This window comes from Sulfitobacter sp. (assembly GCF_041552635.1).
In the GTDB taxonomy this organism is placed as follows: domain Bacteria; phylum Pseudomonadota; class Alphaproteobacteria; order Rhodobacterales; family Rhodobacteraceae; genus Sulfitobacter.
Genome location: NZ_JBFEKM010000053.1, coordinates 1 through 23,052, shown reverse-complemented (window position 1 = coordinate 23,052; position 23,052 = coordinate 1). Strand labels below are relative to the sequence as shown.

The 23,052-nt window shown below is 57.1% G+C and carries 21 protein-coding genes, 1 tRNA gene and 1 pseudogene; 5 read left to right on the top strand and 18 right to left on the bottom strand.

Annotation, left to right across the window (positions count from 1 at the left end):
- The 8 genes from ABYT07_RS08360 to hemE form a co-directional block, all read right to left on the bottom strand.
- The coding region (locus ABYT07_RS08360) for an AMP-binding protein (RefSeq protein WP_372990803.1) at window positions 1–936 on the bottom strand (936 nt) is incomplete at its 3' end.
- An 86-nt stretch (window positions 937–1,022) separates the two neighbouring features.
- Window positions 1,023–2,837 (bottom strand): feruloyl-CoA synthase, encoded by a 1,815-nt coding sequence (locus ABYT07_RS08355; RefSeq protein ID WP_372990801.1) that lies wholly within the window; start codon window positions 2,835–2,837, stop codon window positions 1,023–1,025.
- Between the two features lie 84 nt (window positions 2,838–2,921).
- Window positions 2,922–4,241: a TRAP transporter large permease gene (locus tag ABYT07_RS08350; protein WP_372990799.1), complete on the bottom strand. Its 1,320-nt coding sequence runs from the start codon at window positions 4,239–4,241 to the stop codon at window positions 2,922–2,924.
- A 1-nt stretch (window position 4,242) separates the two neighbouring features.
- A complete protein-coding gene (locus ABYT07_RS08345; RefSeq protein ID WP_372990797.1) occupies window positions 4,243–4,824 on the bottom strand; it encodes a TRAP transporter small permease in 582 nt (193 codons plus the stop codon).
- 87 nt (window positions 4,825–4,911) lie between these two features.
- Entirely contained in the window at window positions 4,912–5,946 is a 1,035-nt protein-coding gene (locus ABYT07_RS08340) for a TRAP transporter substrate-binding protein (protein WP_372990796.1), read from the bottom strand.
- A 59-nt stretch (window positions 5,947–6,005) separates the two neighbouring features.
- Window positions 6,006–7,052, bottom strand: coding sequence for a TRAP transporter substrate-binding protein (locus ABYT07_RS08335; RefSeq protein ID WP_372990794.1), 1,047 nt, complete (start codon window positions 7,050–7,052; stop codon window positions 6,006–6,008).
- 291 nt (window positions 7,053–7,343) lie between these two features.
- Window positions 7,344–7,420 (bottom strand) — tRNA-Met (locus tag ABYT07_RS08330).
- Window positions 7,421–7,482: 62 nt separating this feature from the next.
- Window positions 7,483–8,532 (bottom strand): uroporphyrinogen decarboxylase, encoded by a 1,050-nt coding sequence (gene hemE / locus ABYT07_RS08325; protein WP_372990792.1) that lies wholly within the window; start codon window positions 8,530–8,532, stop codon window positions 7,483–7,485.
- A gap of 109 nt (window positions 8,533–8,641) precedes the next feature.
- Here hemE and hemC point away from each other — a divergent pair, with 109 nt between their 5' ends.
- Together hemC and ABYT07_RS08315 are read left to right on the top strand one after the other, a co-directional pair.
- Window positions 8,642–9,595 (top strand): hydroxymethylbilane synthase, encoded by a 954-nt coding sequence (hemC, locus tag ABYT07_RS08320; RefSeq protein WP_372990790.1) that lies wholly within the window; start codon window positions 8,642–8,644, stop codon window positions 9,593–9,595.
- 100 nt (window positions 9,596–9,695) lie between these two features.
- Window positions 9,696–10,265, top strand: coding sequence for a fasciclin domain-containing protein (locus ABYT07_RS08315; protein WP_372990789.1), 570 nt, complete (start codon window positions 9,696–9,698; stop codon window positions 10,263–10,265).
- A 136-nt stretch (window positions 10,266–10,401) separates the two neighbouring features.
- On the opposite strand, the gene hemF is transcribed toward ABYT07_RS08315, so the two are convergent.
- The 4 genes from hemF to clpS all read right to left on the bottom strand — a co-directional run bounded on the left by hemF (window position 10,402) and on the right by clpS (window position 13,563).
- Window positions 10,402–11,295 (bottom strand): oxygen-dependent coproporphyrinogen oxidase, encoded by an 894-nt coding sequence (gene hemF, locus ABYT07_RS08310; RefSeq protein WP_372990788.1) that lies wholly within the window; start codon window positions 11,293–11,295, stop codon window positions 10,402–10,404.
- 89 nt (window positions 11,296–11,384) lie between these two features.
- Entirely contained in the window at window positions 11,385–12,185 is an 801-nt protein-coding gene (locus ABYT07_RS08305) for an SDR family NAD(P)-dependent oxidoreductase (protein WP_372990786.1), read from the bottom strand.
- A gap of 40 nt (window positions 12,186–12,225) precedes the next feature.
- Entirely contained in the window at window positions 12,226–13,218 is a 993-nt protein-coding gene (locus tag ABYT07_RS08300) for a class I SAM-dependent methyltransferase (RefSeq protein WP_372990785.1), read from the bottom strand.
- Between the two features lie 3 nt (window positions 13,219–13,221).
- Complete coding sequence (gene clpS / locus ABYT07_RS08295) at window positions 13,222–13,563, bottom strand: ATP-dependent Clp protease adapter ClpS (RefSeq protein WP_008226807.1); 342 nt, start codon at window positions 13,561–13,563, stop codon at window positions 13,222–13,224.
- A gap of 90 nt (window positions 13,564–13,653) precedes the next feature.
- Here clpS and ABYT07_RS08290 point away from each other — a divergent pair, with 90 nt between their 5' ends.
- Together ABYT07_RS08290 and ABYT07_RS08285 are read left to right on the top strand one after the other, a co-directional pair.
- Window positions 13,654–14,355 carry an HAD family hydrolase gene (locus ABYT07_RS08290; protein ID WP_372990782.1) on the top strand — a complete coding sequence of 234 codons (702 nt, stop codon included), beginning with the start codon at window positions 13,654–13,656 and terminating at the stop codon, window positions 14,353–14,355.
- Window positions 14,356–14,597: 242 nt separating this feature from the next.
- On the top strand, window positions 14,598–16,085 hold the full coding sequence (locus tag ABYT07_RS08285) for a D-alanyl-D-alanine carboxypeptidase family protein (protein WP_372990780.1): 1,488 nt from the start codon (window positions 14,598–14,600) through the stop codon (window positions 16,083–16,085).
- A gap of 12 nt (window positions 16,086–16,097) precedes the next feature.
- Here the strand turns inward: ABYT07_RS08285 and ABYT07_RS08280 are convergent, their stop codons facing one another.
- From ABYT07_RS08280 to ABYT07_RS08255, 6 genes are all read right to left on the bottom strand, one after another.
- Window positions 16,098–17,690 (bottom strand): ABC transporter ATP-binding protein, encoded by a 1,593-nt coding sequence (locus tag ABYT07_RS08280; RefSeq protein WP_372990778.1) that lies wholly within the window; start codon window positions 17,688–17,690, stop codon window positions 16,098–16,100.
- Complete coding sequence (locus ABYT07_RS08275; protein WP_372990776.1) at window positions 17,687–17,989, bottom strand: hypothetical protein; 303 nt, start codon at window positions 17,987–17,989, stop codon at window positions 17,687–17,689. The genes ABYT07_RS08280 and ABYT07_RS08275 overlap by 4 nt, the downstream gene beginning before the upstream one ends.
- Window positions 17,986–19,092: an ABC transporter permease gene (locus ABYT07_RS08270; RefSeq protein ID WP_372990774.1), complete on the bottom strand. Its 1,107-nt coding sequence runs from the start codon at window positions 19,090–19,092 to the stop codon at window positions 17,986–17,988. Before ABYT07_RS08270 ends, ABYT07_RS08275 begins: the two co-directional genes overlap by 4 nt.
- Before the next feature lie 4 nt (window positions 19,093–19,096).
- Window positions 19,097–20,185: a microcin C ABC transporter permease YejB gene (locus ABYT07_RS08265; RefSeq protein WP_372990772.1), complete on the bottom strand. Its 1,089-nt coding sequence runs from the start codon at window positions 20,183–20,185 to the stop codon at window positions 19,097–19,099.
- An 8-nt stretch (window positions 20,186–20,193) separates the two neighbouring features.
- Window positions 20,194–22,125 carry an extracellular solute-binding protein gene (locus tag ABYT07_RS08260; protein WP_372990770.1) on the bottom strand — a complete coding sequence of 644 codons (1,932 nt, stop codon included), beginning with the start codon at window positions 22,123–22,125 and terminating at the stop codon, window positions 20,194–20,196.
- A 174-nt stretch (window positions 22,126–22,299) separates the two neighbouring features.
- A complete protein-coding gene (locus tag ABYT07_RS08255) occupies window positions 22,300–22,809 on the bottom strand; it encodes a cytochrome c family protein (RefSeq protein ID WP_372990768.1) in 510 nt (169 codons plus the stop codon).
- A gap of 130 nt (window positions 22,810–22,939) precedes the next feature.
- Between ABYT07_RS08255 and ABYT07_RS08250 the strand changes: the two are divergent.
- Window positions 22,940–23,052 (top strand): annotated as a pseudogene (locus ABYT07_RS08250) (prephenate dehydratase); the annotation flags it as partial.

The following is a 23,052-nucleotide window of genomic DNA, read 5'->3' as shown; positions in this document are numbered from 1 at the left end:
GTCCAGAATGCAGGTGCCGGTGTGCGTTTCCCACCGCAAGCCAACCTCTTCGGGCAGCGCCTCACCCGCCGAGATACAGGTGCGAAGCGGCACCTCTAGCGCGCCGTTTTTATCCATAAATGCAACCATCGCTGCATAAAGTGTCGGCACACCGCAAAATATCGTGGGTTTTTCGCCGTTGATCGTCGCGATCACATCCTGAGGGGTCGGACGACCTGCGAACAGCAACGTCGTGGCCCCGACCGACAGCGGAAAGGTCATAGCATTGCCAAGACCGTAGGCGAAAAAGAACTTGGCCGCGGAAAACACCACGTCATCTTCGGCGATTTCCAGCACCTGTTTGCCGTACGTATCCGATGTGGCGCGCAGGGCGGAATGGACGTGGGCCACGCCTTTGGGCTGGCCTGTCGATCCTGATGAATACAACCAGAACGCCACTTCGTCGGGGCTGACCGCCAAGGTATCGGCTGGCTCGGCTCCGTCCAGAAAATCCTCATAAGGGGTCGTGCCTTCGGCGGTGCCGCCAATAATCACAACATGACGCAGATAGGGATTACCCTCGACCGCGCCTTTGACGACGTCCCACAAGGCGGCCGACACGAACAGGATCGTCGCACGGGAATCGCGCAAGATTGCGTCATAGACCGATGTCGCCAGCAAGGTATTCAGCGGGATAGGGATCACGCCACCCTTCAGCGCGCCCCAAAAAATTTGCGGAAATTCGATCTGATCCAAAACCAGCATCGCAGCACGTTCTTCGGGTCGGATACCGGCCCGGGTCAATGCACCTGCAACCTGCGCGGTGCCTTTGGCCATATCGCCGTAGGTCAGGCTGCGCCCAGTGCCAACTTCTCGGTAGGCAACCTTGTCACCGCGCCCCTCGTCGGGGTGGCGGTCCACAAAATAGGTCACGGCATTTGCAGTGGCGGTTGTCATCGCAGTCCTCCCAAACATCGATGCTTTATTTTGCATCAAATTGCCCAGATCACAAGGTTTGCGACCAAATGACGCATTTTACTGCATCACAGGGCCACAATGCGTGCGGCATCATCCACCTCGTAAATACGCGCTACTAGATCTGCGCGCCGCATCAGGATTTTCGGGAAATTCAGGTTCCCTTTTGCCGTGGCTTCTCCCTCCCCCATCGATGGCGGGTCGGCCAGGATAACAGCCGCCGCGACGCGGTTGGCACTGCCGCTGGTTTGCGCAGCAAGCGCGGTTAGCCGCGCGCCGATTTCCTGCATCAGCGGGGCGCAGATCATGGCCCCATTGTCATCGGTCGCGTCCCAGCCATTGGCCGCCATGGTCGCACGGTTGGGGACGATCAACATGCCCACCTGTTCGCGGCCCTGACCCGTCAGCACCAGATCAGTCACATAGGGGGCCAAGGCCGCCAGAAGATCAAGGCGCAGTTGGCCGGCGCGCACCCATGTCCCCGTCATCAGCTTGAAATCCTCGGACATGCGCCCATCGAACAAAAGCCCGCGTGACGGGTCCGCATCATCAACCAGACGCATCGCATCGCCACTGATGAAAAATCCTTCCTCGTCAAACGCTTCGGCGGTTTCGGCGGGATTGTTGTGATAGCCTTTGGTGATCGTATCGCCGGATATCCGCACATCGCAGCGCCCGTCCGCATCGGGGATCAGCTTGACCGTGACACCCGGCAAAGGCGCGCCGACGATGCCGGCCCCCTTGGCCGGTTCATGCTGCAACAACGCCGCAGGGGCCGATTCTGTCAGCCCCCATGACGAATTGATCAACGGCAACTGCCCGCAGGTTTCAAGCGCCAGCCGTTCCAGTTCAGCCCATGTCGCCTGCGGCAAGGACGCGCCGGCATAAAAGATCATGTCCAGTTCGGCGAAATAGCGTTCACACAGCTGTTTATCGGCGTTCAACGCAGTCACGAGCTGGGCAAAACCAACCGGCACGTTAAAGCTGATCGTGGCCGATACATCGCGCAAATTCGCAAGCGTCTTGTCGAACAGCCCCGGCGCGGGCTTGCCGTCATCGATGTAGAAACTGCCGCCATTGGCCAGCATCAGGTTAAAGTTATGCGACCCGCCAAAGACGTGATTCCACGGCAGCCAATCCACCAACACCGGCGGGCGCGTGGTCACGAAAGGCAACGCTTGCGCGAGTTGCGCCTGATTGGTGGTCATCATCCGTTGCGTGGTCAACACCCCTTTGGGGTCCGAGGTCGATCCGGATGTCATCAAGATCTTGGCCAACGTATCGGGCGTAATCCCTGCGAACGCGGCATCAACATCCGCGTCATTTGGCCGAAGGAAATCGTTAAAATCCGTCGCACCACTGCTGCCGGGGGCTGATGACAGCTTTTCAGCGCCGCTGAGGCTGTCCAGCGCAAGGGCACCGGCATATTGCGTGGCATCTTGGGCATAGACCATGCCGGGGTTCACCAGCTTGACCACATAATCCAGACGCGGCAGGGCGGCGGGGATCAGTGAATATTGCTCAGCCACGGGGACGGTCGGCACACCCGCATATTGTGCTGCCAATGACAGCAGCGCATGGTCAACGCTGTTGCCCGACACGATCAGGATCGGCCTGTCCGGCCCCAGATCGCGCGACACCAGATGCCCCGCGATGGCACGCACCATCTCAAGCACCTGAGCGTAGCTCAGCTTGCGCCAGCCGTCGCCCGACCGCTCTGCCAGAAACAGATGATCGGGGGTTTTGGCCGCCCAATGATGCAACCAGTCACCGGTGCAGCGCGCCACGGGCCCAAGCACATAGCCCGATTGCAACAATATCGACCCGTCTGGGCGGTCGGTGCGCGTCACACGATGCGGTCGCAAGTTCAGATGATCGGTCATAATGCCCCCCTGCCCGCAAACGGCCAAAGGCGGGCGCGCCAGTTAAAGTGGCTTTGCGCTCACCGCGCAAAGCAAGGGCCAAGCCTAGCTTGGCAACAAGAACAACGTAATCGCCGGAAACATCACCAGTATGATCACACGCACGATGTCGGACCCGACAAAGTACATCACGGCCTTGTAGGTTTCGGTCATCGGCGTTTCGCGGTCCATCGAGTTGATGATAAACAGGTTCATCCCTACCGGCGGCGTAATCAGCCCGACCTCGACCACAATCAGCACCAGGATGCCGAACCAGATCGCCAGATGTTCTGTGCTCATCCCGAAATCCATCGCCGAAATGACAGGGAAGAAGATCGGCACGGTCAGCAGGATCATCGACAGGCTGTCCATCAGGCACCCGAAGATCAGATAGAAGATCAGGATGATCGTCAGCACCAGCCACGGGCTATAGCCCTGCCCCACCACCCAATCGGCCATGAATTGCGGCACACCGGACAGTGCAAGGAAGCCGTTATAGAACCCCGCGCCCAGTACGATGAAAAAGATCATGCCAGTGGTCTTGGCCGTGCCCAGCAGGCTGTCACGCAGCACCGACCAGTTCAGGCTGCCTGCCAAAAGCGCAGCAAGCCCGGTGCCCGCCGCACCGATGGCAGACCCTTCGGTTGGTGTGAACCACCCCAGATAGATACCGCCGACCACGACGAAAAAGATCACCAGCACTGGCCATGTATCGGCCAGCGCCTTGAACCGTTCGGCCATGGGAACCGCAGGACGCGTTCCTGCCGAATTGGGGTTCAGACGCACATAAATCGAGATGGTAATGATATAGCCAAGGGCTGCCAGAATGCCGGGTACGAATGCGGCAAGAAACAGCTTGGCGATGTTTTGTTCGGTCAGGATGGCATAGATCACCAAAATCACCGAGGGTGGGATCAGAATGCCAAGTGTGCCACCCGCCGCCAGTGTTGCGGTCGAAAACCCACCTGAATAGCCGTAGCGGCGCAGTTCGGGCAAGGCGACCTTGGACATGGTTGCGGCCGTTGCCAGCGAGCTGCCACAAATCGCACCAAAGCCCGCGCAAGCCCCGACGGCCGCCATTGCGACACCGCCCCTGCGGTGGCCAAGGAAGCTTTCTGCCGCTTTGAACAGTGACTGCGACATACCCGAAAGGGTCGCGAATTGCCCCATCAGCAGGAACATCGGGATGATCGACAGCGAATAGCTGGAAAAGGTTGTGTATGTTTCTGATTTCAGCTTGGCCAGCAGGGGCGTCGGGTTGCCGCCCATCGCCATGTACCATCCGCCAAAACCGCACAGCAACATGGCAAGCCCGATGGGCGCACGTAAAAACACCATCAACAACAGGACGGGGAAGGACCAAAAGCCCAGTTCAAGATTGGTCACGTTAATGCGCCCCTTGTTCGCTTGGTAGAATATTTTCGCCTTTAACAGCCTCGATCACGCGGATCACGGCGCAGTAGACGGCGACGATGCAGGAAATAATCCCGGCAAGAAAACTGGCCCCATAGGCCCACCACACTGGAAATTGCAGGAACAGCGTGGTTTCGCCGTTGCCGATATAGCGCTGCATGCCTTCATACAGGCGCCAGATGATCAGGATGATGACCGCAGTCAGCACGACCTCCCAAAAGGCGGCGATCCAGCGGTTCGCCTTGGCCGGCAGAAAAGACGTAAACACATCTACGCTGGCATGCGCCCCGTAGAACTGGCAGATCGGCAGGAACGAAAAGATCGCAAAGGCGATCCCTGCCTCGAGCAGCTCATAGTTCCCGTTGATTTCGCCCACGCCCATATCGATCAGGCTTTGCGACACCCCCGCAAGTTTTTCTTGAAAGAACGTGCTGTGCAGCACCTTGTTGATGCTGCGCCCAAAGATCGACAACGTGGTCATCAGGATCAACGCCACCAGGACAAGCCCTCCGATGATCGCGGTGATGCGGGCAAGGAACTGGATCATCCGATGCATGTAACGTCTCTTTTTTGTCTTGGTTGATTAGGATGAAAAGCCTGCGGCACATCGCGGGTGCCGCAGGCCAGCTTCAGAGGGAACCGCTTACTTGCCGTAAGCGTCCATCAGCGATTTGGCTTCGTCGATCAGGGCCTGACCGTCGATGCCCTTTTCCTTCATATCCGCAACCCAAGTGTCGTAGATGGGCTGGGATGTTTCACGCCAAACAGCAGTTTCTTCTTCGTTAAGCGTGACGATGTTGTTGCCCAGATCAACAGCGATCTGACGGGCCGGACCATCGGAATCAGCCTGTGTGCCGCCTGCGAAGATCGAGAATTCCAGACCGGAGTTGTCGTCGATCACTTTTTTCAGATCGTCAGGCAGGCTTTCGTACTTGTCCTTGTTCATCGCCAGAACAAAGGTCAGCGTGTAAAGCGCGCTGCCGGTGAATTCTGTGTGGTTCTTCACCAGTTCAGGCACTTTCAGTGCTGACGTCACTTCCCATGGAATGGTGGTACCGTCGATCACACCTTTGGACAGACCTTCGGGGATGGCAGGCACGGGCATGCCAACCGGCGTTGCACCGGTGATTTCCAAAAGCTGGTTCGCAAGACGCGACCCACCGCGAATTTTCATGCCCTGCATGTCGGCAGGCGTGCGAATTTCCTTGTTGGTGTGCAACAGACCGGGACCGTGAACCCATGTGCCCAAGATGTGGACGTCCTTGAATTCGGTGTCCTTCATGTGGGTTTCGAACATCTGCCAATAGGCAGAGCTGGCCGCGCGTGCGTCGGTGACCATAAAGGGCAGCTCGAACACTTCGGTCGATGGATAGCGACCCGGCGTATAGCCAACCACGGTCCAGACAATGTCGGCCACGCCGTCAATCGCTTGGTCCATCAATTCGGGCGGCGTGCCGCCAAGCTGCATGGAGGCATAGCGTTCGACCTTGATGCGGCCTTCGCTGGCGGCTTCGACTTTGTCAGCCCAAACATCCAGCACCAGCTTTGGCACGTTGGCCTGTGGTGGCAGGAACTGGTGCATGCGCAGCGTTACGTCTTGCGCCATTGCAGCTGTGGCACCCATACCGACCGCGAATGCAGCCCCGGCAATCCCCATGAGGGTTCTTCTGAAAATCATGATGTCTCTCCCTTTTTATTATTGTCATTTGGTCTACAGGTTTGCGCCTGTAGCACCAATCAATTCGATGGTTTGTATTCGGACATTAACGCACGCGCTTGGTCAATCAAAGCCTGACCATCAATGCCCTTGCTGTCCATATCAGCAATCCAAGCATCATAGATCGGACGCGCCATGGTGTCCCATTCTTTGGCCTGCTCTTCGCTGACGGTGACGATGTTGTTGCCCGCATCTACCGCCAACTGGCGGGCTGGACCATCTGCATCAGCTTGTGTGCCACCCGCAAATATCGAGAAATCCAAACCGGAGTTTGCATCGACGATCGCGCGCAGATCATCAGGCAGCGCATCGTATTTATCTTTGTTCATCGCCAGCACGAAAGTCAGGTTATAGATCGCTGGTCCTGCAAATTCTGTGTGGTTGCCCACCAATTCCGATACTTTCAATGCTGTCGTAACTTCCCAAGGGATGGTGGTGCCGTCGATCACACCTTTGGACAGCGCCTCGGGGATGGCGGTGACGGGCAAGCCAACTGGCGTTGCGCCAACTTTTTCCAGCAACTGGTTGACCAGACGCGAACCGCCACGAATTTTCATACCCTGAAGGTCCGAAGGTACAGCAACAGGTTTTTTCGTATGCAGCATGCCGGGGCCGTGCACCCAAGCGCCAAGCACCTGAACGTCTTTGAAGTCGGCATCCTGCATCTGCTCTTCCATCAGCTTCCAATAGGCATAGGATGTCGCGCGGGCATCCGACGACATAAAGGGCAGCTCGAACACTTCGGTGCGTGGAAAACGACCGGGGGTAAATCCGTTCACGGCCCAGACGATGTCTGCAACCCCGTCCATCGCCTGATCGATCAGTTCGGGCGGGGTGCCACCAAGCTGCATCGCGGGATAGCGTTGAATTTTAATGCGGCCGTTGCTGTCGGCCTCGATCTTGTCGGCCCAGACATCCAGGACCAGCTTGGGGACGTTCGCCTGCGGCGGCAGGAACTGGTGCAGCGTCAGCGTTACCTCTTGTGCCAAGGCCGCCGTGCTGGAAAGACCCGCCGCCAATGCAGCGCCCCCCACCAGTCGCAAAAATGCTTTGCGTGAAAATTCCATCGTATTTCTCCCCCTGTCCGCCCTGCCCTTGAATTTGATCAAGTGACGTGGCGTTCCCTAGTTATATTGTTAGACTACCTAACAATCCTTGTCATCAAATTTTCTGGACTGCCTTCCGAATTTCACACCCAAGCACGGACAGATCGCCCCGCCCATAGTCAAAAAACTGCATTTTCATGCAACTTAGCGGCTGTGATTTTGTAACCGTCAAACAAAATGACCGAAAAAGGCAAAATAATTCACAAAGCCCCTGAACCGGTACCTGTGAATACAAACTATGAGGGAAAATGATGGTGGCGTTACCTGGATTTGAACCAGGGACCTAACGATTATGAGTCGTTCGCTCTAACCAACTGAGCTATAACGCCATCGGCGCTCCGAATATGACGGGCCTTGGCCCCCGTCAAGGGCCAAAACCAATCTAATGTCATCAACTTGCTTCGCGAACCGTATCAATCATCAATTGAACGTTGTCCGGATTGGCATCCGGCGTGATACCATGACCCAGATTAAAGATATGCGGACCCTTGGAAAACGCTTTCACGATGGTGCGGGTTTCATCGATCAGATCCTGCCCGCCGGTGACCATATGGCGTGAGGCAAGGTTACCCTGCACGCAGCCATCCACCTGCACATTCGCCGCCGCCCATTCAGCAGACACGGAATTATCCAGCGCAACGCAGTCCACACCGGTCGCCTTGTGGAAACCGATGTACTGGTCACCCGCCTCGCGGGGGAAACCAATGATCGGGATACCGGGGTGGCGTTTCTTCAGCTCTTGGGTGATCTCGCGGGCGGGCTCCAACGCGTATTTCTGGAATGCCTCGCCCGACAGGGACCCCGCCCAGCTGTCGAAAATCTTCATGACTTCGGCCCCTGCTTCGATCTGCGCCGACATATATTCGATCGTCGCCTTGGTGATCAGGTTCAGCAGCGATTCGAACAACGGGTTGTCATTGATCCGCAACTGGTGCGCTGGCCCCTGATCCTTGGTCCCCTGACCCGCGATCATATAGGTCGCCACAGTCCATGGCGCACCGGCAAAGCCGATCAGCGTCGTTTCCGGCGGCAAAGCCCCCGCAAGGTTGCGCACGGTCTGATAAATCGGGTTCAGCGTCTCGTGAATAACGTCAACGGGTTTCAGCTTGTCGAAATCGGCCTGGGTTGTCACAGTCGACAACCGCGGGCCTTCGCCTGTCACGAACCACAGGTCAGCGCCCAATGCTTGGGGCACCAGCAAAATATCCGCAAACAGGATCGCCGCATCAAATCCATAGCGGCGGATCGGCTGCAAGGTTACCTCGGTCGCCAGATCGGGGTTATAGCACAACGACAGGAAATCCCCTGCCTCGGCCCGCGTGGCCTTGTATTCAGGTAGATAGCGGCCCGCCTGACGCATCATCCAGATCGGCGGTGTCGCCAGCGTTTCACCCGCCAAGGCGCGCAAAATGGTTTTGGTTGGGGGTGTTGTCTGCGCCATGTGTCGGCTCCTCAGGTAATCTTTTGCCTTTGGTCAAGATGTGGGGGCTGGAAGTCAAGGCGCTGGTGCCGCATTGTCCCACAAAATTGACTTGCCTAAAGAGACCTTCATGACATTGACCTTGCCTACCCCTCAGAACCCACTGCGCATCGGCACCCGCGGCTCCCCCCTTGCGATGGCCCAAGCGGTGGAAACCCGCGCGCGTTTGTCCGTCGCGTTTGACCTGCCGCTGACCGCGTTCGAGATTGTAGTGATCAAGGTAACCGGCGACCTGATCCAGGATCGCCCCCTCAAGGAAATTGGCGGCAAGGGCCTGTTCACCCGCGAGATCGAAGAAGACCTGCTGGCGGGCAAGATCGACATCGCTGTGCATTCGATGAAGGACATGCCAACCATCCAACCCGGCGGCCTGCTGCTGGATACGTTCCTTCCGCGTGAAGACCCCCGTGACGCCTTTGTGGCCCCCCTGCTGTCTGCGCTGGATCAACTGACCGAAGGTGCCGTTGTCGGCACCTCAAGCCTGCGCCGCCGTGCGCAGCTGTTGCACAAGCGACCCGATTTGCAGGTGGTCGAATTCCGCGGCAACGTCCAGACCCGCCTGCGCAAGCTTGCCGATGGCGTGGCCGAATGCACATTTCTTGCCATGGCCGGCCTGAACCGTCTGGGCATGGAAAACGTCCCCGCCACCCCGATTGAGGACACAGACATGCTGCCCGCCGTCGCCCAAGGGGCCATCGGCATCGAACGCCGCGCGGGTGACGCGGATACCGAAAGATTGCTCGCCGCGATTCACGACACCCCCACAGGCCAGCGCCTGACTGCCGAACGCGCCTTCTTGCTTACCCTCGATGGATCCTGCGAAACCCCGATCGCCGGATTGGCCACGCTCGACGGCGACACCCTGCACCTGCGCGGCGAGGTCCTGCGCCCCGATGGATCCGAAGTCATTGCCGGTGACCGCAGTGGGCCAATCGCGGATGGCGGGCAAATGGGCGTAGACCTTGCCCAAGATCTGCTGTCCCAAGCAGGCCCTCATTTCTTTGACTGGCACGACGCTAAGTAACGTTATCGTGTTATCTTAGGATTTGATGAAACCATTTGCCTGAACGCCGCGTTGTTAAAGCAAGATCGCCTAGCAACTTAAAGATTTTCAGGAGTACACCATGACTTTCACCAAAAAAATGATGACAGCCACAGCAGCCCTAGCCCTTACAGCAGGCGCAGCATTCGCAGACGCACACGCCATGAAGAACCCGATGGTTGGCGGTGCCGAAATGTCGACAGAAATGAACATCGTCGAAAACGCAGTAAACTCGGCTGACCACACCACACTGGTTGCAGCCGTGCAAGCAGCTGGCTTGGCCGAAACGCTGTCCGGCGAAGGACCGTTCACCGTATTCGCCCCTACCAACGAAGCTTTCGACCGTCTTGAGCCAGGCGCAGTCGAAATGCTGCTCAAGCCCGAAAACAAGGAAGAGCTGACCAAAGTGCTGACCTGCCACGTTGTTGCAGGTGAAGTGACGTCCGAAGCATTGCTGGCTATGATTGCAGCAGACGGCGGCAGCCATGAGTTCACCACGCTGGGCGGTTGCGTGATCACGGCTTCGATCGAAGAAGACATGATGAAGCTGCTGGACGAAAACAACAACGCGGCCTTTGTAGAGATTGCTGACGTAAAGCAGTCTAACGGCGTTATCCACCAGACAGGTGGCGTGTTCCTGCCAAAGCAATAAGCTTTAAACCCGCTTAACGCTAAAAATGAAAGCCCCTCGACCTTGCCGGTCGGGGGGCTTTTTACATCGCGTTTTCCAAATGGACATAAATCCCGGAGGAGCCCGCAGGGCGGGGGCTGGCCCCCTCTTTACCCGATCAGACCCATTTCGCCAAAGGTGGCAAACTCATCAAAACGGCATTCGCGTCATGCCCCGTCTCAAGCCCGAATTTCGTCCCCCGATCATAGACCAGATTATACTCCGCATAGAGCCCGCGATGCACCAGCTGCGTGTCTTTATCCGCGTCTGTCCAGTCCTGACCCTTGCGTTTTTCGACCAAAGGCACATACGCCGGCAAAAACGCGCGCCCGATATCTTGGGTCAGTTTGAAATCCGCTTCCCAGTCTCCGGTGCAGTGATCATCCATAAAGATGCCACCCACCCCACGCGCGCGGTGGCGGTGCGGGATGTAAAAATACTCATCCGCCCACGCTTTTAGTTTGGGATACAGCGCGTCGCCGTGCGGGTCGAGATGCGCCTTTTGCTGATCATGGAAATGGCCCGTGTCCTCGGCGTATTCGATGCAGGGGTTCAGGTCAGACCCGCCGCCAAACCACCACGCATGTGGCGTCCAGAACATACGTGTGTTCATATGAACAGCCGGTGCATGAGGGTTTTGCATATGCGCAACCAGACTGATCCCCGAAGCCCAGAACCGCGGGTCGTCTTTCATGCCCGGAATGCCTTTGCGGGCCGCCATCGCATGCTGTGCGCGTTCGCCAAGCGTGCCGTAGACGGTGGAAATATTGACGCCGACTTTCTCAAAGACACGACCGCCGCGCATCACGCTCATCAATCCGCCGCCCGCGTCAGAGCCGTCTTCGCTGCTGCGTTTGGTCTCGGTCACCTCGAATTGGCCCGGTGCCGCATCTGCCATTGGGCCACGGTCATGACTGCTTTCCAGGCTTTCAAAGGCATCTACGATCTGATCGCGCAATTCACGGAACCACGCAGAGGCGCGGGCCTTTTCGGTATCGAAACTCTGTGTCATTCAGCTTGTGCCTTATCTGTCTGCGACATGCGCATGGTCATTGGCGACCCGACCGGATCGGCCGCCAAAGGTCAATGCGCCGCCCAATGTTAATGTGCAGGTGCGCCAACGGCATCCAGCAACGACCGTCCGCCATCGACCACGATCACCTCGCCGGTCATAAAGCTTGAGCTGTCCGCCGCCAGATACTGGATCGTATCGGTCAATTCCGACGGCGATGCGATCCGCCCCAATGGCGTGTGACTGCGGATATCATCGCGCCATTCACGGTTATCCGCGACCGTTGCTTTCAGCGACCCGCTCATTACCGACCCGAACGCCACGGCGTTTACGCGAATGCGGTGGGGTGCCAGCGTCAACGCCATTGAACGCGTCATCTGTTCAAGCGCTGCGGCGGCCATGGAATAGGCCATCAACTCAGGCCGCGTATGCCGTGAAGCGGTCGAACTGAGGTTGATGATGCTCCCAACGTTGCCCTCGGGCTTGTCTTCGGCCTGTTTTATCATCCGCTTGGACACCTGTTGCGTAAGCTGCAACGCGGTCATTACATTTTCCTGCCACAAGGTTTCGACGCTGACATCGTCATTGTCCAACGCATCCGTCGGCAGAAAGTGCCGCGACGCATTGACCAGCACATCGACGGCGTCAAAAGCATCGATGGTGGCGGATACAAGATTGGCAATCGTCAGCCGTTCGCGCAGATCACCTGCGAAAAAGCGGACATTGCCATCTTCCTTGGCATCGCCCCATTCGTCGACCAAGGCCTTTTCATCCGTATCGGCGCACATCACATTGGCACCTTTATCCGCAAACTGCCGCGCAATCGCGAGGCCGATACCATTGGCCGCCCCCGTCACAATGACGTTCTTACCCTTGATCAAAAAAGACATGGAATGTTTCCTTATCTAGCAAAATCCAGCAAAGCGAGGCTTAGCGGCGCTTGCGCAGCGGCCGCGCCGCGTGGAACAGCTTGAACCGCGCATCGCCGCCAATCTCCTCGACATGGGCAAACCGGGTTTTCAGTTCGGCCTCGTAGGGCAGATGACGGTTGGCCACCATCCACAGCTTGCCCTGCCCCGACAGAATGCGCGCTGCCGCCGCAACAAAGGCCTGCCCGATCTGCGGTTCAGCCGCGCGCCCGGTGTGAAACGGCGGGTTCATCACGACAGCATCCAAGCGGTGCGGAGCCTGCCATGTGGTGGCGTCCTCCCACAAGAATTCGGCGCGCTCATCGTCCACATTGCGCCGCGCGCATTCCAGCGCCAGATGCCCTGCCTCGACCACGTAAAGTTTTTCAACAGCCGGGCGGGTCAGCACATGTGCCGACAAAAACCCCCAGCCCGCGCCCAGATCAGCGACCTCGGCACCCAGTTTTTCAGGCAGCGCATCAACCAGCAGCGCCGAGGCCAGATCAATACCATCCGCAGAGAAAACCCCCGGTGCGGTCCAAAACCCGCCTTCAGTCAGGCTTGGCCCCTGCGCCCAGTCCACAAAGAAATCCGCTGCCGGATCAGAGATCCAGAACATTTTGCCATGTGCTTTTGAAATCGGGCCCTGAATGGTCACACGCGCGCGCATCTCGCGCAGAATGCTGTCGGCACCATCGGTTTTCTGGCCATCGACAACAACGACGCCATCGCTGACCTCGCAGGCCTTGGCGATCATCACACGGGCCTCGGCTTTGGCGCGGGGCAGACAAACGATGCAGGCACTATAGCGGCCCTTGACCGTGCGCACCACGTCATAGCCGCGCGCAGTCCAAGCGTCGAAATCAGGTTTGAAGTCCTGAATGATCTGTACACGAGATTTATCGAGGCCGGGCAAATCGGCATCACGGGGCGGCTGGAAAACGGCAATCGTTCCCTCGGCCGGCACCTCAAGGCCGCCGCCGTCAAGCGCCAGCTGCAAACGTGAATCAATCACGCGCTATTCTTCTTTTTCCATGGTGCATTGCAGCGGGTGCTGATGGCGCCGTGCAAAATCCATGACCTGGGCAACTTTCGTCTCGGCGATCTCGTGGCTGAACACACCGACCACGGCCAGACCCTTTTTGTGCACCGTCAACATGATTTCAAAGGCTTGGGCGTGGTTTAGGCCAAAGAACCGTTCCAACACATGCACGACGAATTCCATTGGCGTGAAATCATCATTCAACAGCATCACCTTGTACAAAGGTGGCCGTTTGGTCTTGGGCTTGGTCTTGGTCAACAGATCGGTTTCGTCGTCGTCCCGGTCTTTGCCAGCCATCATCAGATCATCAAGGCGCATTGCTGCTCCTGCGTGGACAGAGGTTTCAAGTGAGTCGTATGACCGTCTATATAACCTGAATGCAGAATTAGAAAAGAGGCTGTGCCAAAGATGACCGATCCTGTTACCACCATCGGCTTTGATGCTGATGACACGCTTTGGCATAATGAACGCTTCTTTGTCCTGACCCAAGGCATGTTTGCCGACTTGCTGCGCGACCATACCGACCCCGATACCTTGATGGACCGGCTGCTTGAGGCAGAGCGCCGCAATATTCCGCATTACGGGTTTGGCATCAAAGGCTTTACGCTGTCGATGATCGAAACCGCCATCGATGTAACCGAGGGGCGCGTGCCCGCATCCGTCATTGCCGAGATCATGGCCGCCGGGCGTGACATGCTCGCCCATCCGATAGAGCTGCTGCCCCATGCGCAAGAAACTCTTGAACGCCTGCAAGACCGGTACCGTCTGGTGATGATCACCAAGGGTGATTTGTTGGATCAGGAACGCAAACTGGCGGAATCCGGATTGCGCGGTATGTTCACCGCGATCGAAATCGTTTCGGACAAAAATCCGCAGGTCTATGCGCGCATCTTTGACCAACACGGGCGTGGTGCTGCGCGTGGCCTGATGGTGGGTAATTCGATGAAATCGGACGTTGTCCCGATGATTGATGCCGGTGGCTGGGGCGTCCATGTTCCTCACGGGGTGACGTGGGCCTTGGAACATGCGCCAACGCCGCACCATTCAGACCGGTTCAAGCAGATCACCGAACTGACAGAGCTTGAGGGCATTTTGGACCAAATCACCTGAAAATTCTGATCCGCCAGATTCGCTTCATTTGCGCCCCATTGCCGCCACATTCCCGCCACAATCGCCCCTGTAGTGGTGCAAAATGTGGCACCCCCTAAATGTGGAAGCCGCTTGTTTCATCTTTTCCGCCGACACTGCAATACAACGGGTTTCTTGGTTAATCGACCTATGGTATCCTGTTGAATAATAAACAGTGGCCAGTCGAAAAATCGGCGGTCCGAGGCAGAGCAAAGGCAGATATCATGAGAGCGCGGCGCGTGCAGCCAGCCCGTTATGGGCTATTTATTCTTGCGGCTATTTGGATCCTGGTAGTCCTTCCGCTGAGCGCTTTGGCAGCACCCTATGCTGCCTATGTGATTGACGCCCGTTCCGGCGAGGTCTTGCATTCGCGAAATGCCGACACGCGGCTTCACCCGGCCTCCCTAACCAAGATGATGACGCTTTATATCGCGTTCGAGGCCATCAAACGCGGTGAAATCAGCCTTGATTCTCAGGTCAAAATCTCAAGCCATGCAGCGTCCGAACCCCCAAGCAAATTGGGCCTGAAGGCAGGTCAGACCATCGCACTGCGCTACCTTATCCGTGCCGCTGCCGTCAAATCTGCCAATGATGCCGCCACCGCCATCGGCGAGGCGATCGAAGGCTCCGAGGCGAAATTCGCGCGGCGGATGAATCGCACCGCAAAGGCCCTTGGCATGTCAAAGACCACGTTCAAGAACGCCCATGGACTGACCGAAGCAGGACACCTGTCCACAGCCCAAGATATGACGATGATGGGCCGCCACCTGCTTTATGATTATCCTGAATATTACAACTTGTTTTCCCGTATCACCGCGGATGCCGGCGTGCGCAAAGTCAGCCATACCAACCGTCGCTTTCTGGCGTCTTACAAAGGGGCCGATGGCATCAAAACCGGCTACACCCGTGCAGCGGGTTTCAATCTGGTCGCCTCGGCCGAGCGCGGCAATGAACGCGTCATCGTCACCGTTTTTGGCGGCACATCGACATCAGCGCGCAACGCAAAAGTCGCCGAGCTGATGGATCTCGGATTTCGTCGCGCCCCGTCCAAGGCACCACTGCAAAAGCCGTCCAAGCCCGTTTATGCGGATGTAGAAGACATGGTCGTCGCCAGCGCCACCGCGACAACCGCTGGTGCTGCAGGCAAAACGATCCGGCTGATCGGTGCCGTGACCACATCGAAACGTCCCGTGCTGCGACCGGTAAGCGAAGCGCCGGTTGTCATTGCCGCCGCACAAGTGACGCCAGAACCCACCCCGATCCTCAAGGCAGATATCACCGCAGCCCTGCAAGAAGCCGTGGCAACAGCGCCCCCCCCTGCCCCCGAAACAGAGGCCGTAAAAGTCGCCAGCCTTGGCGGTGTATCGATCCGACCTTCGTTGCGCCCCAAATCGCTGCTTGCAGCAATCAGCCCGACCAAAACCAAAAAAGCACCCCCCGCACAGGAAGTCATCACACGGGTTTCCACATCCGGCGGACGTCATTGGGGCGTCAACGTGGGCCGTTATCCCAGCCGTTATGCCGCGGAAAAAGTTTTGCTAAAAACTGCGCTGGCGGAAATATCGACACTGGACGGAACGTTGCGCAAAGTCGTGCAGCGGCCCCAAGGGTTTGATGCAAACTTTCTGGGCATGACCCGCGACACAGCAGACATGGCCTGCCGCCGCTTGGTTGCCCGCAATGTCAGCTGCTTTATGATCGGACCAAGCTAAGCGCCCCGGCGCTTAGGTCGTCGCCTGCAACAACGCGCGGGTGTAATCAGACGTCGGGTTGTCATAAAGCGTATCGACGTCGCCATATTCCACCACGTCCCCCCGCTTCATCACGATGACTTTGTGCGACATCGCGCGCACAACTTTCAGGTCATGGCTGATGAACAGATAGGCAAGCCCGTATTTGCGCTGCAAATTGCGCAACAGCTCAACGATCTGCACCTGTACCGTCATATCCAGCGCCGACGTGGGTTCATCCAACACCAGCAAACGCGGGCGCAGCACCATGGCGCGTGCAATCGCAATCCGCTGGCGTTGACCGCCGGAAAACTCATGCGGATAACGGTCCATCGTTGCGGGGTCCAACCCGACTTCGACCATCACATCATGCACCAATTCGCGGGGGTTGCGGTCTGGATCGACGTTGTGAATCGTCAACCCTTCCGAAATGATCTGCATACAGGTCATCCGCGGGCTTAAACTGCCGAACGGATCCTGAAACACAATCTGCATGTCTTTGCGCAGACGCCGCAATTCGCGCGTCGACCATTCGCGCACGTCTTGCCCCATGAAATGGATGCCCCCTTCGGAGGCAATCAACCGCATGATTGCCAGCGCCATCGTGGTCTTGCCGGACCCCGATTCACCGACGATCCCGACGGTTTCGCCAGCCCGCACTGACAGCGACGCATCATTCACGGCCTTCACATGGTCAACGGTCCGACGCAGAAACCCCTGCTGGATCGGAAACCAGACTTTCAGATGGTCCGTGCTGGCGATCACTTCGGCGTCCTGCGGCACCGGATCAGGCCGGCCCGAAGGTTCAGCCCCCAACAACTTTATCGTGTAGGGATGCTGCGGATTATCAAAAATCTTGGCTGTGGGCCCCTGTTCGACGATCTCGCCCTGCTGCATGACACACACACGGTCGGCGATGCGCCGCACGATGCCAAGGTCATGGGTGATGAACAAAAGCCCCATACCTTCGCTGTCTTTCAGGTCTTTTAGCAAATCAAGAATCTGCGCCTGTATGGTCACATCCAGCGCCGTTGTGGGTTCGTCCGCGATCAGCACGTCCGGTTTGTTGGCCAGCGCCATGGCGATCATCACGCGCTGACGCTGCCCGCCTGACAGCTGATGCGGATAGGCCCCAAGGCGGCTTTCGGCATCGTTGATACCGACCTTGTCGAGCAATTCCAGAATACGCGCGCGGGCCGACGCGCCCACCACGCCCTGATGCAGCGCCAAAGATTCGCCCAACTGCTTTTCAATCGTGTGCAGCGGGTTCAGCGATGTCATCGGTTCTTGGAAAATAAAGCTGATGTCGTTGCCACGCACCTTGCGCAGCAACTTTTCATCGGCCCCGATCATCTGCTGACCATCGTACAGGACCGACCCAGATACCTCGGCGCTATCACCAAGCAAGGACACGGTGCTAAGCGCAGATACCGATTTACCCGACCCGCTTTCGCCGACCAACGCCACAGTTTCACCGCGCTGAACGGTAAAGCTGACGCCTTTGACAGCATGGCTAAGCGTGCCATCCTGACGGAAGGAAACCCGCAGGTCCGTAACCTCGAGCAGGGCTAAAGAAGATGACGTCATTGTGCAAGAAATCCCATCAAAGCGTAGACGCCCCATGCCGCCATCGGCACGCACAGCAGACGAAGCCAAACTGGCGGGAGGCGCAGCACCGCGACCGACCAGCACCCGAAAACGACCGTCAGCGTGCTGGGTAGAAATTTGGTTTCCAAAACGGAAAACATAAAGCCCAAGGTATCGCCGGGCTCAAGAAAGATGAACAGCACCAGCCGAAGGGTGACGGCGATCGAAACGGCAACCGCGATCACATAGAGAACCGTCGCCAGACTGCTGATGGGCGAACGCGCTGCAAGGGCACTCATGAAAAGGTCTTTCTGGAGTCGAACGCGTCGCGGATGCCTTCAAAGATAAAAATCAGCAGCGACAGCATGATGGCAAAGGTGAAAAACGCGGTGAACGCCAACCAAGGGGCTTGCAGGTTCTGTTTCGCCTGCAAGGTCAGTTCGCCCAATGAAGGGGCCGATGACGGCAGACCAAAGCCCAGAAAATCAAGGATCGCCAAGGTGCTGATCGTGCCGGTGATGATAAACGGCAGCATGGTCAACATCGCCACCATCGCATTGGGCAACATGTGGCGGAACATGATCGTGACGTTGCCGACGCCAAGGGCACGGGCCGCGCGCACATATTCAAGGTTGCGGGCCCGCAGGAATTCGGCGCGCACGACGCCCACCAGCGATGTCCAGCTGAACAATACCAACAAGAAAACCAGCAGCCAGAAACTGCGCCCCAGAATGGCGAACATGATGATGATCACATAAAGCGACGGGGTCGAGGACCAGATTTCGATCACGCGCTGGAAAATCAGATCTGTCCAGCCGCCAAAGAACCCCTGTACGGCCCCCGCGATGATGCCGATCAGCGATGCCGCACCAGTCACGATCAGGGTAAACATCACGGACAGGCGGAAGCCGTGGATCACCCGCGCCATCACATCACGTTTGGTGCCATCGGTGCCCAGCCAGTTCTGCGCATTGGGCGGCAGTGGGGCGGCACCGGGGCGGTCCACGGCGGTGTTGAACGAATAGGGAATGACCGGCCAGATCGACCAGCCTTTTTCAATCGCCTGCCCGTCAATCTGCCCGTCTTGCGCATCTTCGATCATCGCCTCGGGATCATCGAAACAGGCATCCATCCCGCCGGTGGCGATCAGGCATTTTACCTCGGGGTCGCGATAGACCGCTTCGGTCTGGAAATCGCCACCAAAGGCCGTTTCGGGGTAAAAGTTGAAGATCGGCATGAAATATTCGCCGCGATAATTCACCACAATCGGTTTATCATTGGCGACAAATTCCGCAAACAGCGAAATGCCGAACAGGATCGCGAAAATCCAAAGGCTCCAATAGGCGCGGCGGTTGCGGGTAAAGTTGCGCCAGCGGCGTTGATTGAGGGGGGACAATGCCATCGGATCAGCCCTCGCGCTTTTCAAAGTCGATGCGCGGATCGACGATCACATACATGAGATCCGACAGGATGCCGACGACCAGACCGATCAGGCCAAAGATGAACAGCGTGCCGAACACGATGGGGTAATCGCGCGCGACCGCGGCCTCGAACCCCAGCCGGCCAAGGCCATCTAAGCTGAATATCGTCTCAATGATCAGCGAGCCGCCAAAGAACACGCCAATGAACACCGCCGGAAAACCTGCAATCACGATCAGCATCGCGTTGCGGAAAACATGGCCGTACAGCACTTTGCGTTCGGACAGGCCTTTGGCCCGCGCCGTCATCACATATTGTTTTTTGATCTCGTCCAGAAAGCTGTTTTTCGTCAGCAGCGTCAGCGTGGCAAAGGCGCTGATGGTCGAGGCCAGCACCGGCAAAGCGATGTGCCAGAAATAGTCACCGACTTTGGCAAGCGGGCTAAGTTGGTCGAAATTATCCGACGTCAGTCCCCGCAGAGGGAAAACCTGCCAATAGGACCCGCCTGCAAACAACACCAACAGCAAGATCGCGAACAGGAAGCCGGGGATCGCATAGGCTGCGATGATTGCGCCCGATGTCCAAGTATCAAAGGCCGTGCCGTCCTTGACCGCCTTGCGGATGCCCAGCGGGATCGACACCAGATAGGCAATCACCGTCGACCACAGACCCAGCGTAATCGACACCGGCAGCTTCTCCTTGATCAGATCAATCACACTGATCGACCGGAAGTAACTTTCTCCGAAATCGAACCGCATGTAGTTCCACATCATGCTCACAAACCGCTCGACCGGGGGCTTGTCGAAACCGAATTCTTTCTCAAGCTCCGCAATGAATTCAGGCGGCAACCCGCGGGCACCGACATAGTTTTCATTGGCAGTCGCAGCATCCGCATTGCCTGCATCATTGCCACCGCCCGAGAACCCTTCGAACACGTCACCACCGCCTTGGATACGCGCGATCGCCTGCTCAACCGGGCCACCGGGCACGAATTGCACCAGCGCAAAGTTGATCAGCATGATCCCGATCAAGGTCGGGATAATCAGCAAAAGCCGTCGAAGAATATAAGCGCCCATGCCGGCGTTTACCTTAGTGCGCCAGCGGCGCGCAAGGCGGCAGCTTTGTCGGCGTTGTACCACCAGAAATCAAGATACCCCAAGGCGTAAGCCGGTTGGCCCGCGGGGTGTTCGTATTGATCGTAATAGGCCGTCCAGTAGCTATCATTGTACCACACCGGGATCATGAAGAATTCGTAGCGCAAAGCCCGATCCAACGCCATCAAGCTGGCGTCTTCTTCTTCCTTGGTTTGCGCGGCCAAGGATGCCTCGATGATGGCATCGACCATTGGACTGGCCAGTCCTGCAGGGTTGAATAGCGAATAGCTGGCTGCCTCTGACCCATAAAGTTGGGCCAGACCGGTGCCCGTGCCCAGAAATGCGCCATAGCCATCGAACACCAGATCGTAATCGCGGTCCCGTTCGCGCGCGGTGTATTGCGAGCTGTCGACTTTTTCGAGAACCGCATCAATGCCCATATTTCCAAGGTTCGACATGAAGTTTTCAACCACCGCCGACAAGGTCGCAGAGCCGGATGAATTCAACAGAAACGTCAGGCGCAGCGGCTTTCCATTGGCATCATAGCGTTTGCCATCATCGCCAACGGCCCAGCCTGCATCATCCAGCAATTTCATCGCGCTCCGCAGGTTGCGGCGGTCCAAAAGCCGGGTCGCGTCAGACACATGCGGGATCACGGCATCATCGGTCAACATATCGGCCGGGATCAAATCGCCAAAGGATTCAAGAAACGCCAATTCCGCCCCTTCGGGCTTGGTCATGGCCATCAACGGTGTGTCTTGGGTGAAAGACGCGCGCGGCTTGAACAGCCCGTATTGCAGGGATTCGTTGGTCCATTCAAAGTTAAAGCCCAATGCAACCGCCTCGCGAACGCGCTTGTCTTGCAGCACCTCACGGCCCAGATTGAACACGATGCCGGAAGGCGTTGGGGGCGACCCGTCAGGAATGTCTTCTTTGACAACATAGCCTGCGTCGATCTTGGGGAAATCATAGGCTGACGCCCATTGCTTTGAATTCCCTTCGACGCGGAAAGTATATTCACCGGCTTTGAACGCCTCGAAGGCAGAGTTTTCGTCGCCGAAGTATTCAACGCGGATCTTGTCAAAGTTGTTGCGGCCCACGTTGAACGGCAGATCAGCGCCCCAATAATCGGGGTTCCGCTTGTAAACGATCCGGCGGTTCACATCGACGTCGTCAATCACATAGGGGCCGGACCCGGGCGAGGTCATAAGCCGCGATTCGTCCAGCCGCGCGCCGGTTTCTTCGTACCACTTCTTGGACCATGCAGGCACGCCGCCGACCTGATCAATCAAGCTGCGGCGCGAGATGCCCGGCGTAAAATAGAATTTGACGGTGTAGTCATCAATCACTTCGACCTTGGGGATACGCTTGCGCACCGCATCGGCATAGGACTTGAGCCCCTGATCCAAAAGCAGGTTGTGACTGAATTCGATATCATGCGCCGTAACAGGATCGCCATTCGAGAACCTAGCGTCCTTGCGCATGTGGAAGATCACCCAATCTTTGCTTTCGGGGTATTCTAGGCTTTCACACAGCAAACAATAGGATTCCCCATAGACATCGGCGGGGGCGGATTCATTCCCCGTACCTTCGCCCAAAAGGCTTTCATACATGATCGTGCTTAACACGCCGCCACGCCCCTTGCGGGAATAGGGGTTCATCGAATCAAATGTGCCAAGGGTGGAAATCGAAATCTCTCCGCCCTTCGGCGCGTCAGGGTTCACATAATCAAAATGCGGGTAATCTGCCGGGTACTTCAGATCGCCATAAAAGGAATAGCCGTGGCTGGTGATGATTTTCTCATCTTGGGCTTGGGCGGCCATCGCAACCATGGCCAAACCGGATACCAAAAGCGCCGACCACGCCAAACGAACAAGAGGTTTTTGCGATTGGGTCACGGCGCGCGCATTCATTCGGGGCATCGGATCATCCTGTACAAGAAACAACAATTTATGGCGGTTCTGATTTGTCATCTAAGCTAACGGCCCCCGCTGCCAAGATACAAGTTGCGAATATGTTATCTGATTGAAATCTAGGACGTGAAACGCAAAAGGCCGCCCGGAAAAGGGGCGGCCTTTGTCAAACTGGAATAAGGATCAGTTGTCGAGGCTATCGAGATAGGCAATCACGTCAGCACGATCTGATGGTTTGCTTAGGCCTGCAAAACCCATTGTGGTGCCAGGGGCATAGGAGGAAGGCTTTTCCAGAAACGCGAAAAGATTTTCTGGCGTCCAGGTATCTGCGACCTTCTCAAGTGCACCGGAATAAGAGGCATATCCGCTTGCCGCATCAACAGCACGTCCGACAACGCCGTACAAATAAGGACCAACAGCGTTTTCGCCCTCAACAACCTTGTGGCAAGCTGAGCATTTGCGGAAAACCTTTTCGCCCGAAGCAGCATCCGCAGAAGCCATCAAAGTTGCGAAATCTGGACCGTCGTCAGCCGCAGCGCCGCCTTCGGCAGAGGCGACTTCGATCATGTAACCTTGTTCGCCGTGGGATTCGGAGTGGTAAACCAGCTCGCCGGCGAATTTGCCAAGCAAGAGCACAAGCCAAGCACCAAATAGGCCAGCGGCGATTTTCGTAAGGGTCATTGTATCAAACATGGGCGAAGATCCATCATTGGTATGCGGGCATCAATTGCGCTCATATCTATTGCTTTCCCTCCCGATGGGCAAGGTGTAGTTACCGCGACCAAACGCCATCTTTGGTAAAGGTCTGATGAAGGACGCCACAATGAACGAAATAAATGCCCCCCGTATCGCTTTTCAGGGTGCTTTAGGCGCGTATAGCCACGAAGCATGCCTGCAAGCGCGCCCTGATATGGTGCCCGTTCCTTGTGTAACATT

Excerpts from the sequence above, each read along its gene's own strand:
- ABYT07_RS08265 (WP_372990772.1), bottom strand. The coding sequence starts at position 20,185 with ATGGGCGCTTATATTCTTCGACGGCTTTTGCTGATTATCCCGACCTTG.
- ABYT07_RS08345 (WP_372990797.1), bottom strand. The coding sequence starts at position 4,824 with ATGCATCGGATGATCCAGTTCCTTGCCCGCATCACCGCGATCATCGGA.
- hemC (WP_372990790.1), top strand. The coding sequence starts at position 8,642 with ATGACATTGACCTTGCCTACCCCTCAGAACCCACTGCGCATCGGCACC.
- ABYT07_RS08260 (WP_372990770.1), bottom strand. The coding sequence starts at position 22,125 with ATGCCCCGAATGAATGCGCGCGCCGTGACCCAATCGCAAAAACCTCTT.
- hemF (WP_372990788.1), bottom strand. The coding sequence starts at position 11,295 with ATGACACAGAGTTTCGATACCGAAAAGGCCCGCGCCTCTGCGTGGTTC.
- ABYT07_RS08285 (WP_372990780.1), top strand. The coding sequence starts at position 14,598 with ATGAGAGCGCGGCGCGTGCAGCCAGCCCGTTATGGGCTATTTATTCTT.
- hemE (WP_372990792.1), bottom strand. The coding sequence starts at position 8,532 with ATGGCGCAGACAACACCCCCAACCAAAACCATTTTGCGCGCCTTGGCG.
- ABYT07_RS08275 (WP_372990776.1), bottom strand. The coding sequence starts at position 17,989 with ATGAGTGCCCTTGCAGCGCGTTCGCCCATCAGCAGTCTGGCGACGGTT.
- ABYT07_RS08315 (WP_372990789.1), top strand. The coding sequence starts at position 9,696 with ATGACTTTCACCAAAAAAATGATGACAGCCACAGCAGCCCTAGCCCTT.
- ABYT07_RS08255 (WP_372990768.1), bottom strand. The coding sequence starts at position 22,809 with ATGTTTGATACAATGACCCTTACGAAAATCGCCGCTGGCCTATTTGGT.
- ABYT07_RS08270 (WP_372990774.1), bottom strand. The coding sequence starts at position 19,092 with ATGGCATTGTCCCCCCTCAATCAACGCCGCTGGCGCAACTTTACCCGC.
- clpS (WP_008226807.1), bottom strand. The coding sequence starts at position 13,563 with ATGCGCCTTGATGATCTGATGATGGCTGGCAAAGACCGGGACGACGAC.
- ABYT07_RS08335 (WP_372990794.1), bottom strand. The coding sequence starts at position 7,052 with ATGGAATTTTCACGCAAAGCATTTTTGCGACTGGTGGGGGGCGCTGCA.
- ABYT07_RS08355 (WP_372990801.1), bottom strand. The coding sequence starts at position 2,837 with ATGACCGATCATCTGAACTTGCGACCGCATCGTGTGACGCGCACCGAC.
- ABYT07_RS08290 (WP_372990782.1), top strand. The coding sequence starts at position 13,654 with ATGACCGATCCTGTTACCACCATCGGCTTTGATGCTGATGACACGCTT.
- ABYT07_RS08340 (WP_372990796.1), bottom strand. The coding sequence starts at position 5,946 with ATGATTTTCAGAAGAACCCTCATGGGGATTGCCGGGGCTGCATTCGCG.
- ABYT07_RS08280 (WP_372990778.1), bottom strand. The coding sequence starts at position 17,690 with ATGACGTCATCTTCTTTAGCCCTGCTCGAGGTTACGGACCTGCGGGTT.
- ABYT07_RS08305 (WP_372990786.1), bottom strand. The coding sequence starts at position 12,185 with ATGTCTTTTTTGATCAAGGGTAAGAACGTCATTGTGACGGGGGCGGCC.